Origin of the sequence: Pseudomonas sp. FSL R10-1350, from assembly GCF_009600525.1 — a bacterium.
GTDB classification, from domain to species: domain Bacteria; phylum Pseudomonadota; class Gammaproteobacteria; order Pseudomonadales; family Pseudomonadaceae; genus Aquipseudomonas; species Aquipseudomonas helleri.
Window position 1 is genome coordinate 13,438 of the sequence record NZ_WIVR01000016.1, and the last position, 12,044, is coordinate 25,481.

The 12,044-nt window shown below is 61.3% G+C and carries 10 protein-coding genes; 1 reads left to right on the forward strand and 9 read right to left on the reverse strand.

Annotated elements, in window-relative coordinates; all coding sequences use genetic code 11:
• Position 1 precedes the first annotated feature (1 nt).
• The 9 genes from hutI to hutC all read right to left on the reverse strand — a co-directional run bounded on the left by hutI (position 2) and on the right by hutC (position 10,531).
• Positions 2–1,201, reverse strand: coding sequence for an imidazolonepropionase (hutI, locus tag GHO25_RS09905; protein WP_153390699.1), 1,200 nt, complete (start codon positions 1,199–1,201; stop codon positions 2–4).
• A gap of 20 nt (positions 1,202–1,221) precedes the next feature.
• On the reverse strand, positions 1,222–2,766 hold the full coding sequence (gene hutH, locus GHO25_RS09910; RefSeq protein ID WP_153390700.1) for a histidine ammonia-lyase: 1,545 nt from the start codon (positions 2,764–2,766) through the stop codon (positions 1,222–1,224).
• A gap of 17 nt (positions 2,767–2,783) precedes the next feature.
• The gene (locus tag GHO25_RS09915) at positions 2,784–3,614 is read right to left on the reverse strand and encodes a glycine betaine/L-proline ABC transporter ATP-binding protein (RefSeq protein ID WP_371924522.1); all 831 of its coding nucleotides are present in this window, start codon (positions 3,612–3,614) and stop codon (positions 2,784–2,786) included.
• The gene (locus GHO25_RS09920) at positions 3,611–4,462 is read right to left on the reverse strand and encodes a proline/glycine betaine ABC transporter permease (protein WP_048366749.1); all 852 of its coding nucleotides are present in this window, start codon (positions 4,460–4,462) and stop codon (positions 3,611–3,613) included. The genes GHO25_RS09915 and GHO25_RS09920 overlap by 4 nt, the downstream gene beginning before the upstream one ends.
• Before the next feature lie 53 nt (positions 4,463–4,515).
• Positions 4,516–5,484 (reverse strand): ABC transporter substrate-binding protein, encoded by a 969-nt coding sequence (locus GHO25_RS09925; protein ID WP_153328113.1) that lies wholly within the window; start codon positions 5,482–5,484, stop codon positions 4,516–4,518.
• A 46-nt stretch (positions 5,485–5,530) separates the two neighbouring features.
• Positions 5,531–7,063 carry a histidine ammonia-lyase gene (hutH, locus tag GHO25_RS09930; RefSeq protein WP_178110048.1) on the reverse strand — a complete coding sequence of 511 codons (1,533 nt, stop codon included), beginning with the start codon at positions 7,061–7,063 and terminating at the stop codon, positions 5,531–5,533.
• A gap of 143 nt (positions 7,064–7,206) precedes the next feature.
• Positions 7,207–8,904, reverse strand: coding sequence for a urocanate hydratase (gene hutU / locus GHO25_RS09935; RefSeq protein WP_048366751.1), 1,698 nt, complete (start codon positions 8,902–8,904; stop codon positions 7,207–7,209).
• 347 nt (positions 8,905–9,251) lie between these two features.
• Positions 9,252–9,824 (reverse strand): HutD family protein, encoded by a 573-nt coding sequence (locus GHO25_RS09940; protein ID WP_153390702.1) that lies wholly within the window; start codon positions 9,822–9,824, stop codon positions 9,252–9,254.
• The gene (hutC, locus tag GHO25_RS09945; protein WP_153328128.1) at positions 9,821–10,531 is read right to left on the reverse strand and encodes a histidine utilization repressor; all 711 of its coding nucleotides are present in this window, start codon (positions 10,529–10,531) and stop codon (positions 9,821–9,823) included. Before hutC ends, GHO25_RS09940 begins: the two co-directional genes overlap by 4 nt.
• A gap of 145 nt (positions 10,532–10,676) precedes the next feature.
• Here hutC and GHO25_RS09950 point away from each other — a divergent pair, with 145 nt between their 5' ends.
• On the forward strand, positions 10,677–12,044 hold the full coding sequence (locus GHO25_RS09950) for a formimidoylglutamate deiminase (protein WP_153390703.1): 1,368 nt from the start codon (positions 10,677–10,679) through the stop codon (positions 12,042–12,044).

The window sequence follows — 12,044 nt, forward strand, 5'->3', positions numbered from 1 at the left end:
CCTAAAGCTCGACGCCGTTGCGCACGACGCGTTTGTCCAGATCCCCACCCAACCAGTACGCAAGGTCTGCCGGGCGATCAATGTTCCAGGCGACAAAGTCGGCCACTTTGCCGGGCTCCAGCGAGCCGTGGCTCTCGCCCAGGCCCAAGGCCGTGGCGGCGTGCTGAGTCACGCCTGCCAGCGCCTCTTCGGGGGTCATGCGAAACAGGGTGCAGGCCATGTTCAGCATCAAGCGCAACGACAAACCCGGCGACGTGCCGGGGTTGAGGTCGCTGGCGATGGCGATTTTTACCCCGTGTTTGCGCAGGGCCTCCATGGGTGGCAACTGGGTTTCGCGCAAAAAGTAGAACGCTCCCGGCAACAGCACGGCCACGGTCCCGGATTGAGCCATGGCAACAGCGTCTTCTTCGGTCATGAACTCCAGATGGTCTGCCGACAACGCCTGATACCGCGCCGCCAGGCTTGACCCATGCAGCGACGACAGTTGCTCGGCATGCAGCTTGACCGGCAAGCCCAGTTGCTGCGCCACCTTGAACACCCGCTCGACTTGCTCTGGCGAGAACGCCAGGTACTCGCAGAACGCATCTACCGCGTCCACCAGCCCTTCGGCGGCCAGTGCGGGGAGCATGTGCGTGCAAATGTGCTCGATGTAATCGTCTGCCCGGTCTTTGTACTCGGGCGGCAAGGCGTGCGCTGCCAAACAGGTGCTGCGCACCGTCACTGACAGCTCTTGGCCCAAACGGCGAATCACCCGCAGGATCTTGCGCTCGCTCTCCAGGCTCAGGCCATAACCGGACTTGATCTCGACCGTGGTCACGCCGTCGCGCAGCAAGTTCAGCAAACGCTGACGCGCGCTGGCGAATAACTCGTCTTCGCTGGCGGCACGGGTCGCACGCACGGTGCTGGCGATGCCGCCGCCGGCAGCGGCGATTTCGGCATAGCTCACGCCTTGCAGGCGCTGCTCAAACTCGCCACTGCGGTTGCCGCCAAACACCGTGTGGGTGTGGCAGTCGATGAGCCCCGGCGTGACCCACGCGCCGTCCAGGCCGATGGTGTGGCCGTATTCACCGGCGGGGACCTGCTGGCGCGGGCCGATCCACTCAATGAAGCCCTCGCGGGTCACGATGGCAGCGTCTTCGATGATCGAATACGTGCCATTGGCCATGGTTGCGGCATTGCAGTGTTGCCAAAGCGTTTTCATTGCATCACTCCCTTGATGACTCACGCCAGGTAAGCGGCCAGTGACTGCAACGCTAGCGGGTCTTTGAGGATCGCCGCGCTCTTGGCAATGTCAGGGGCCAGCCAGCGGTCTTGATCGTAAGGCGCAACGTGTTCACGCAGTAACCGCCAGGCCACTTGGGTACCGGCACCGAAGTGCTTGGGCTGATGGAACTCAAACGCCTGCGCAGCCAGCAAGTACTCGATGGCCAGCACCTGGGTGGCGTTCTCCAGCACTTGCAACAGCTTGAGCGCGGCGTTGGTGCCCAGGCTCAAGTGGTCTTCCTGCAGGGCCGAGGTCACGTAATTGTCGAGCACAGCGGGTTGCGCCAACTGGCGGTTTTGCGCACACAGCGAGGCGGCGACGTACTGGGTGATCATCATTCCCGAGTTAACGCCCGGCTGGCTGACCAAAAACGCCGGCAGGTCGCTGACATGCGGGTTGATCAGACGGTCAAGCCGGCGCTCGGCAATTGAACCGATCTCGGCCATGGCGATGGCCAGCGCGTCGGCGGCCAGCGCAACGGACTGCCCGTGCGGGTTGGCCTGGCTGACCACCCGGTAGGCGTCGGGCGTGCCCAGCACCATCGGGTTGTCATTGACCGAATTGAGCTCGGTCTCGATCTGCACCACCGAGTGATTGAACTGGTCCCGTGCGGCGCCATGCACCTGCGGGATGGAGCGTAAACTCAGGGCGTCCTGGGTGCGCACGCCTTTGCTGCTGGCGATGACTTCACTGTCGGCCAGCAAGCGGCGCAAGTGGCGGCCAACCTGCTGCATGCCCGCGTGGGGCTTGAGCGCGAGGATCTCAGGGTCGAAGGCGTCGATCTGCCCGCGCAGCGCTTCAAAACTCATGGCGCCGGTCACATCGGCCCACTGCAACACCTGCGCCGCATCGGCCAGCGCCAGGCAGCTCAGGCCGGTCATGCACGGCGTGCCATTGACCAGGCACAGGCCGTCTTTGGCGCCCAGTTGCACCGGGCTCAAGCCTTCGGCGGCCAACGCTTGCTGCGCGGGCACGATCTGCCCACGGTAGCTAACATCGCCCACGCCCAGCAGGCCGACGCCGATGTGCGCCATGTGGGTCAAATAGCCCACCGAACCCTGGGACGGCACTTGCGGGGTGATCTGGTGGTTGAGCAGCGCCAGCAGCGCTTCGACCACCTGGCGGTGCAGGCCGGACTTGCCCTGGCTGTATTGAATGACCGCCGCGCAAATGATCGCGCGGGTTTGTTCATTGCTCAGCGCCGGGCCGACGCCGCAGGCATGGCTGAGCAAGGTGTTGCGCGACAGGGCGCTGAGTTGCTCGTGCTGCAACGAAACGTTGCTCAAACCGCCCAGGCCGGTGTTGATGCCATAGGCACGTTCGCCGCTCTGGACAATGCGCTGCACGATGGCCTGCGCGTTGTCGATGCGCGCCCAGGCCTGCGCCGACAGCTCCAGCCGCGCGCCATGCCGGGCAACCGCGACCACGTCTTGCCAGCGCAGGCGGGCATTGTCGATGATCACCGCAGCGATCACTGTTGCTTCATTCTGTACGTTACTCATCGCTCACCTTTCTAACGCTAAACGGCCACGGCACGGCGTTGAACAAAACGGTCCACATAATCATCGGCCGGGGAATGAAGAATGTCCTTGGGTGTGCCCACCTGAATCAGCCGCCCGTCCTTGAGAATCGCAATCCGGTTGCCAATACGCACCGCTTCATCGAGGTCATGGGTGATGAACACGATGGTTTTATGCAGGGTCTTTTGCAGCTCCAGCAACTGGTCCTGCATTTCGGCGCGGATCAATGGGTCGAGGGCACTGAACGCCTCGTCCATCAAGATGATGTCGGTGTCGGCGGCCAAGGCCCGGGCCAGCCCCACACGCTGGCGCATGCCGCCCGACAATTGGTGCGGGTATTTACTTTCGTAGCCCTTGAGGCCCACGGTGTTGATCCAGTGCAAGGCGCGCTCGGCGCACAGGGCTTTGCTTTCGCCGCGCACTTTGAGGCCGTAGGCCACGTTGTCGAGCACGCTCTTGTGCGGCAACAAACCGAAGCTCTGGAACACCATGCTGATTTTGTGGCGGCGAAATTGGCGCAGGGCTTCCATGTCGTATTGCAGGATGTCCTGGCCGTCCACCAGGATTGCCCCGCTGGTGGGGTCGATCAGGCGGTTGAAGTGACGCACCAAGGTCGATTTGCCCGAGCCCGACAGGCCCATGATGACGAAGATCTCGCCGGTGCCGATGCTCAGCGACAGGTCATTGACCCCCACCACGCAGCCGGTCTGGGCCAGCACCTGGTCTTTGGTTTTGTGCTGCTGGATCAAGGCCAGCGCTTCTTTGGAGCGGTTGCCAAAAATCTTGAACACGTTTTTGACTTCAATTTTGGAAGGCGTGGTCATGTTCATTTGCTCATCTCATGCCGTGGGCGGCCATACGCCTGGGTAATGCGGTCGATCACCACCGCCAGAATCACGATTGCCAGCCCGGCCTCCAGCCCTTTGCCGACGTTGAGCGTTTGAATGCCCACCAGCACGTCCTCGCCCAAACCACGGGCGCCAATCATCGAAGCGATCACCACCATCGACAGCGCCATCATCGTGGTCTGGTTGATACCCGCCATGATGCTCGGCATGGCCAGCGGCAGTTGCACGCCGAACAGTTGCTGCCAGCGGTTGGCGCCAAAGGCGTTGATGGCTTCCATGACTTCACCGTCGACCTGGCGAATACCCAGGTCGGTCAGGCGAATCAGCGGCGGCGCGGCGTAGATCACGGTGGCGAAAATCGCCGGCACCTTGCCCAGGCCAAACAGCATCAGCACCGGGATCAAATACACGAAGCTCGGCATGGTCTGCATGATGTCGAGCACCGGCATCAGCACTGCGCGCAAGCGATTGCTGCGCGCCGCCAGAATGCCCAGCGGGATGCCGATCAATACCGAAATCAAGGTGGCCACCAGCATCAATGCCAGGGTTTGCATCAGCTTGTCCCACAAGCCCACGGCACCCACCAAAAACAGCAACCCGACAATCACCGCCGTGGTGGTTGCCTTGCGTGTTGCGTGCCAGGTAATGCCCGCAACGACGGCCAGCACCAGCCACCACGGCGCCATGCGCAGCACGGTTTCGAGGTTGACGATGGCCCACAGCAAGGTGTCGGAAATATGCCGGAACACATCGCCATAGTTGGCCACCAGCGCGTCAACCCAGCCGTTGACCCAGTCCGCTACAGAGAATGTAAAACGTTCGGGAAACATAAAGACTCTCGATCAAATGAAAGGGACGTTATCCACAGCTACAGCGTCCGCTCTCATAGCGCCGCTTCGATTTTTTTGGCAGCGTCTTCATCGACCCAGGCATGCCAGACTTCCGGGTGTTCCTTGAGGAACAGCTTGGCCAGTTTTGCCGAGTCGATGCGTTCTTTGCTCATGCGGGCCAGGTTCTGGTTGAGCAGATCAATCGGCAGGTTGACCTTTTCCAGCACCGCGATCAGCTCAGGCGCTTGCTCGCTGAAGGTTTTGGAAACGCCCACCTTGATGTCTACGTGCTTGTCGACACCGGGTTTCTCGTCCAGCTTGACCAGGTCAACGCTGCCCAACAGCGGGGTTGGTGACCAGTAGTAAAACAGGATCGGCTCGCCACGGCGGTAGCTCGACAGCACGGCCGCATCGAGGGCCGGGCCGGTGCCCGGACGGAAGTTGGTGTAGCTGTTTTCCAGGCCGTAATCCTTGAGCATGGCGCTGTTGTCCAGCTCACAGGTCCAGCCCGCCGGGCAGTTGTAGAAGCGGCCCTTGGCCGGTTCTTCCTGGTCTTTGAACACCGAGGCGTACTGCGCCAAATCAGCGATCGACTTCAAGTTCGGCGCGCTGGCTTTGATCTTGCGGCTCTCATCGCCTTCGATCACGTAGCGCGGCACGTACCAGCCTTCAACGGCGCCCACCACCGGAGCGCCGACGCCCACCACCTTGCCGGCCTTCTCGGCCTTGACCCAGACGTTGCTGCGGCCCACCCACTCTTCGGCAAACACTTGAATGTCGTTGCTGCTCAGGGCGTTTTCCATGGCGATGGAGTTGCCCGGCAAGCTGTCGGTTTTACAGCCGTAGCCTTTTTCCAGCACGAACTGCATCAGGTCGGTGAAGAGCATGCCGCTCTCCCAGTTGAGCCCGGCAAATTTCACCGGTTTGCCGGATTCACACCAGGTGGCCGCCTGGGCGGTGCCTGCAGCAACCAACACGCTGAGGGAAAGTAATGGAGTCAGCAGAGTCTTGTAGATTTTCATTGTGTGACACTCCTAATCATTAATGGCCAATGGGGGTAATCGACGCCTACAAGCTGGGCAGGGTCTGGCGCACGATCAGTTCATTGAGGCACCGCGACGCCAGTAATTGCTGGGCGGCGTCGATGTCGGGCGCGAAGAAGCGGTCTTTTTCATAAAACGCCACTTTGCTGCGCAGGGTGGTGCGGGCGATTTCGAGTTTGGGGGAGGTTTTGAGGCCAGTGCGCAGGTCCAGGCCCTGGCACGCGGCCAGCCATTCCACGGCGAGCACGCCGCGAACGTTTTCGGCCATGTCCCACAAGCGCTTGCCGGCCGCCGGAGCCATCGACACGTGGTCTTCCTGGTTGGCCGAGGTGGGAATGCTGTCGACGCTGTGCGGGTGCGCCAGCGCCTTGTTCTCGCTGGCCAACGCGGCCGCGGTCACTTGGGCAATCATGAAGCCCGAATTGACGCCGCCGTTGGCCACCAGAAACGGTGGCAACTGCGACATGTGTTTGTCCATCATCAACGAGATGCGCCGCTCGCTCAGGGCACCGATTTCAGCAATGGCCAAGGCCATGTTGTCGGCGGCCATGGCGACCGGCTCGGCGTGGAAGTTGCCGCCAGAGATCACATCGCCCTGTTCGGCAAACACCAGCGGGTTATCCGACACAGCGTTGGCCTCAATGCCCAGCACCTCGGCTGCCTGACGCAACTGCGTCAGGCAGGCGCCCATCACTTGTGGCTGGCAACGCAGGGAATACGGGTCTTGAACCTTGTCGCAATTTTTGTGCGATTCGGACACTTCGCTGCTCGCCCCCAGCAGGTCGCGGTACAGCGCGGCGGCATCGATTTGCCCACGTTGACCACGCGCGGCATGGATGCGCGCATCAAAAGGTGAGCGCGAGCCCAGCACCGCTTCAACCGTGAGGCTGCCGCAGGCGATGGCGGCGGCAAACAGGTCTTCGCCTTCAAACAGCCCGCGCAGGGCAAAGGCGGTCGACACCTGCGTGCCATTGAGCAAGGCCAGACCTTCTTTGGCCGCCAGGGTCAGCGGTGTGAGACCCGCCTGCTTCAGCGCGGCACCAGCCTCCAGCCATTCACCGTTGTAACGCGCCTTGCCCTCCCCCAACAGCACCAGCGACATGTGCGCCAACGGCGCCAAATCGCCCGAAGCGCCGACCGAGCCCTTGAGCGGAATATGCGGATACACCTGGGCATTGATCAGCGCGATCAGGGCATCGATCACCACCCGGCGGATCCCCGAAAAGCCACGGCTCAGGCTGTTGACCTTGAGCACCATGATCAGGCGCACCAGGTCATCGCTGAGCGGCTCACCGACACCCGCAGCATGGGACAGCACCAGGGAACGCTGGAGGTTTTCCAGGTCTTCACTGGCAATTTTTGTCGACGCCAGCAAACCAAAACCGGTGTTGATGCCGTAAATGGTGCGGTGCTCGGCAAGGATCTGCTCCACACACGCCACGCTGGCATCAATCTGCGCGCTAGCGCTGTCGTCCAGGCTGAGGCTTACCGGCTGCTGATAAATGTCACGCAGTTGGGCAAGGCTCAGTTGGCCGGGGATCAGGTTTAAACGGTTCACATTGATGCTCCTTGAATAAGGGTCCGGGCCGTTAATCGCTGCGTTGAGTGTATGCACTCCGTGGGAGCGGGCTTGCTCGCGAATGCATCACAATCTGCATCGCGAGCAAGCCCGCTCCCACAAGGGATATGCACCCTCTGGGCTTAGCCGTTGACCATCGGCAGGTTCAGGCCCTGTTCGTTGGCGCAGTCGATGGCGATCTGGTAACCCGCATCCGCATGGCGCATCACACCGGTCGCCGGGTCGTTGTGCAGCACACGGGCGATGCGCTCGGCCGCTTCGTCGGTGCCGTCACACACAATCACCATGCCCGAATGCTGCGAGAAGCCCATGCCAACGCCCCCACCGTGGTGCAGCGATACCCAGGTCGCGCCGCTCGCGGTGTTGAGCAAAGCGTTGAGCAGTGGCCAGTCAGAGACGGCATCCGAACCGTCCTGCATCGATTCGGTTTCACGGTTCGGGCTGGACACCGAACCTGAGTCCAGGTGGTCACGACCAATCACGATCGGCGCTTTCAGCTCACCGCTGCGCACCATTTCGTTGAACGCCAGGCCCAATTTGGCGCGCTGACCCAGGCCAACCCAGCAAATACGTGCTGGCAAACCCTGGAAGCTGATGCGCTCGCGGGCCATGTCCAGCCAGTTGTGCAGGTGGTCGTCGTCAGGGATCAGCTCTTTGACCTTGGCGTCGGTTTTGTAGATGTCTTCTGCATCGCCCGACAGTGCAACCCAACGGAACGGGCCAATGCCACGGCAGAACAGTGGGCGGATGTACGCCGGAACAAAACCCGGGAAGTCGAACGCAGCTTCAACGCCCACTTCTTTGGCCATCTGGCGGATGTTGTTGCCGTAGTCGAAGGTCGGAATGCCGGCTTTCTGGAACGCCAGCATGGCTTCTACGTGTTCACCCATCGAGGCTTTGGCGGCTTTGACCACGCCCGCCGGATCGGTCACGGCGCGGTCGCGGTACTGCTCCCAGGTCCAGCCTTTTGGCAGGTAGCCATTGAGCGGGTCGTGGGCGCTGGTCTGGTCGGTGACCATGTCCGGGCGAATGCCACGGCGCACCATTTCTGGCAGCAGTTCAGCGGCGTTACCGCACAGCGCGATGGAGATCGCCTTGCCTTCGGCGGTGTATTTGGCGATGCGGGCCAGGGCGTCATCCAGGTCAGCGGCTTGTTCGTCGACGTAGCGCGTGGCCAAGCGGAAGTCGATGCGGCTTTGCTGGCATTCGATGTTCAGTGAGCACGCGCCCGCCAGGGTCGCAGCCAGCGGTTGTGCGCCGCCCATGCCGCCCAAACCTGCGGTGAGTACCCATTTGCCGACCAGGCTGCCGTTGTAATGCTGGCGACCAGCCTCAACGAAGGTTTCGTAAGTGCCCTGGACGATGCCCTGGCTGCCGATGTAGATCCAGCTGCCGGCGGTCATCTGGCCGTACATGGCCAGGCCTTTGGCGTCGAGTTCGTTGAAGTGTTCCCACGTTGCCCAATGCGGCACCAGGTTGGAGTTGGCGATCAGTACCCGTGGTGCGTTGCTGTGGGTTTTGAACACGCCGACCGGCTTGCCCGATTGCACCAGCAGGGTTTCGTCGTCGTTGAGGTTGGTCAGGCTTTCGACGATTTTGTCGTAGCACTCCCAGTTACGCGCCGCACGACCAATACCGCCATACACCACCAGCTCGGTCGGGTTTTCTGCCACCTGTGGATCAAGGTTGTTCATCAGCATCCGCAGGGGTGCTTCAGTCATCCAGCTTTTAGCCGTGAGCTGAGTGCCACGGGCGGCGCGGATCTCACCTTCGCGGTGACGGTTGAACGCGACAGGCGATTTAGGGGTAGTTGAAGTCACGGGTAACTCCTCAGTGCTGGGCAGGTGAACACTTATGTACTTGTACATACAAGCATATGCAAGTAAGCGGCCAACGTGACTTTGCTGTCAATTAAAACATCGCGACATGGGTTGAAAGGCCCGAAAACAAGGGCGTTGAGGCACGCACAAGGTTTGCTTAAACATGCAGGAGGGAGAGTAAGGGGATGTTACTTGAAGGGCGTTTTGCGTCTTTTTGGGGCGTTAGGTAACAAGATGGGGCGTGGCTTAACTCGACTTGTGGGAGCGGGCTTGCTCGCGATGCAAACAACGCCGTGTATCAGGCACATCGCAGTGATGCTATCGCGAGCAAGCCCGCTCCCACATTTTCAGACCCTATTCAACTCAATCACGCAGCTACGGCCGGTGATGGCGATCTCAAGCAGCTCGCGATTACCGTTCAGTTGCAGGCAATCGTAGCGGCCAAGTTGTTCGTGACGCGTGTCACCCACGCGTACGTCAACGTGCTCATCAGCAGCAAACACCAGCACGGTCTGCGCCGGGGTGAACAAGCGGCTACCGCCTTGCAGCCATTGCAGGCGGGCGCTGTAACGCTGCAGGGCGTAGATCAGGTTGAAGTCGCGGATCGGCCCGTCGATCAAGCGGCAACTGACCTCGCTGTCACCTTTAAAAGCAAAGGCATCGAACGGTAACAACGCCCGGCTCTGCTCGCCGTCCACCTGCAGGTGCATGCCCGCGCCTTGCAGCACGGTGATGACTCGCTGGTAGCCGTCGAAACGCGAAAAGCCGCCCGACTCGCCAATGTCGGCAATCGACAAGCGCCAGCCGAAGCCATCAATGCCTTCACCGACATCGCGGGTGATTTCTTCAGTACTGCCGCCGCCGTTTTTCCACGGCATGCGCGGGTAATCGGCGGCGCGTAAAACGCTGAGTTCACTCATTTGCTGAAACGTCCTTCCAGGCGATGACGGGAACCGGGGTGGATCAGACGAGCGGCAGTCACTGGCTGACGGCCAGACCACGTGCGACGGCGGATCAACAGGCACGGCTCGCTGGCTTCAATTTGCAGCAGCTTGCACTCTTTGGGGTCAGCCAAAATCGCTTCGACCACGTGCTCACCTTCGGTCAGCGGTGCGACCTGCGACAGATAGGCGTAAGGCGTTTGCCGAGTGAAGTCTTGCTTGAGGTAGTCCGGAGCGACGAGCGCGTTGACGAAACGGTCCTCAATTTGCACGGGAATACCGTTTTCGTAATGCACGATCAACGAATGAAACACTTTCTGCCCTTCACGCATGTCGAGGACGGCGGCGCGCTCGGAACCGGCCAGTTCTTCGGCCAGGCTGATCACTTTGCAGGTGTGCTTATGGCCACGGGCGGCGATTTCGTCGGCAATGTTGTTGACTTCAAACAGCGCGGATTGCGTTTTTGGCTCGGCCACGAAGGTGCCAACACCCTGCATGCGCACCAGCAGGCCGTCTGCGGTCATTTCGCGCAGCGCCCGGTTGATGGTCATGCGGCTGAAGCCCAGTTGGCTGACCAGCTCGCTTTCAGACGGCACGCGGTAATGCGGCGGCCAGTTACCGCTCTCGATTTGCTGAGTGATCATCTGTTTTACGCGAGCGTAAAGCGGGGCTGGACTGTCGCCCATGTGGGCGGCCAGCGGGGGCACGACAGGCGGAGTCGACACAGGCAATCCTTGTTCATGAGTTAAGGGGCGTAGCTTGCCGGAGTTTACCGGGCAGGCAAACGTCTGTATATGTATATACAAATTTCCACGATGGGGTGCTCAACCGATGTCCGTCTTCTTCGCCGAACGTGCGCTGTTACCCACAGGCTGGGCTACTAATGTCCGCATTGAGGTCGGGGCCGACGGCTTTCTGACCCGTATTCAAGCCAATGCCGACGACCAAGGCGCACAACGCTTGAACGGCCCGGTGTTACCGGGCATGCCGAATCTGCACTCCCATGCGTTTCAGCGGGCCATGGCCGGTTTGGCCGAAGTGGCGGGCAACCCCAACGACAGCTTCTGGACCTGGCGCGACCTGATGTACCGGCTGGTCGGCAAAATCAGCCCTGAGCAATTGGGCGTCATCGCCCGCCAGTTGTACATCGAAATGCTCAAGGCCGGGTACACCTCGGTGGCGGAATTCCATTACGTGCACCACGACCTGTCGGGCCAGCCTTACGCCAACCCGGCCGAGCTGGCGCTGCGCATCAGTGAAGCGGCGCGCTCCACCGGCATAGGCCTGACGTTGCTGCCGGTTCTGTACAGCCATTCCGGTTTTGGCGGCCAGGCGCCTAACGATGGCCAGCGCCGTTTTATCAACAGCACCGAGCAATACCTGACCTTGCAGCAGCAGTTAAAACCCCTGCTGGCGCAACAACCGGCGCAACAACTGGGCCTGTGTTTCCACTCGCTGCGAGCGGTCACCCCCGAACAACTACACGACGTGCTGCGCGCCAGCGACACGGCGTGCCCGGTGCATATCCACATTGCCGAGCAGCAAAAGGAAGTCGATGACTGCCTGGGCTGGAGCGGCAAACGCCCGATCCAGTGGCTGTATGACAACGTTGAAGTCGACGCGCGCTGGTGCCTGGTGCATGCCACCCACGCGACACCCGACGAAGTGCGCCTTATGGCGCACAGCCAGGCCGTGGCCGGGCTGTGCCTGACCACAGAAGCCAACCTGGGCGACGGAATTTTCCCGGCGGTGGACTACCTCGCGCAAAACGGCCGCATGGGCATTGGCTCAGACAGCCACGTGTCGTTGAGCGTGGTTGAAGAGTTGCGCTGGCTGGAATACGGCCAGCGTTTACGCGACCAACGGCGCAACCGCCTGTACCGCAGTGACCAGCCGATGGTCGGGCGTACCCTGTACGACGCCGCCGTGGCGGGCGGTGCACAAGCAATGGGCCAGCCGGTAGCCGGATTGGCCGTGGGCCAGCGGGCCGACTGGCTGGTACTCGACGGCAACGACCCGTATCTGGCGACGGCGCAGGAAGACGGGATTCTCAACCGCTGGTTGTTTGCCGGCGGCGATCGTCAGGTCCGTGACGTGATGGTGAACGGCCAATGGGTGGTGCGTGACAGGCGCCATGCAGATGAAGACGTGAGCAACCGGGACTTCACTCGCGTGTTGAAAGAACTTCTGGGGGAATAA

Bases quoted from the DNA above. Each gene is read 5' to 3' on its own strand.
- hutI (WP_153390699.1), bottom strand. From the start codon at position 1,201: ATGAAAACGCTTTGGCAACACTGCAATGCCGCAACCATGGCCAATGGC.
- hutH (WP_153390700.1), bottom strand. From the start codon at position 2,766: ATGAGTAACGTACAGAATGAAGCAACAGTGATCGCTGCGGTGATCATC.
- GHO25_RS09915 (WP_371924522.1), bottom strand. From the start codon at position 3,614: ATGAACATGACCACGCCTTCCAAAATTGAAGTCAAAAACGTGTTCAAG.
- GHO25_RS09920 (WP_048366749.1), bottom strand. From the start codon at position 4,462: ATGTTTCCCGAACGTTTTACATTCTCTGTAGCGGACTGGGTCAACGGC.
- GHO25_RS09925 (WP_153328113.1), bottom strand. From the start codon at position 5,484: ATGAAAATCTACAAGACTCTGCTGACTCCATTACTTTCCCTCAGCGTG.
- GHO25_RS09940 (WP_153390702.1), bottom strand. From the start codon at position 9,824: ATGAGTGAACTCAGCGTTTTACGCGCCGCCGATTACCCGCGCATGCCG.
- hutC (WP_153328128.1), bottom strand. From the start codon at position 10,531: ATGGGCGACAGTCCAGCCCCGCTTTACGCTCGCGTAAAACAGATGATC.
- GHO25_RS09950 (WP_153390703.1), top strand. From the start codon at position 10,677: ATGTCCGTCTTCTTCGCCGAACGTGCGCTGTTACCCACAGGCTGGGCT.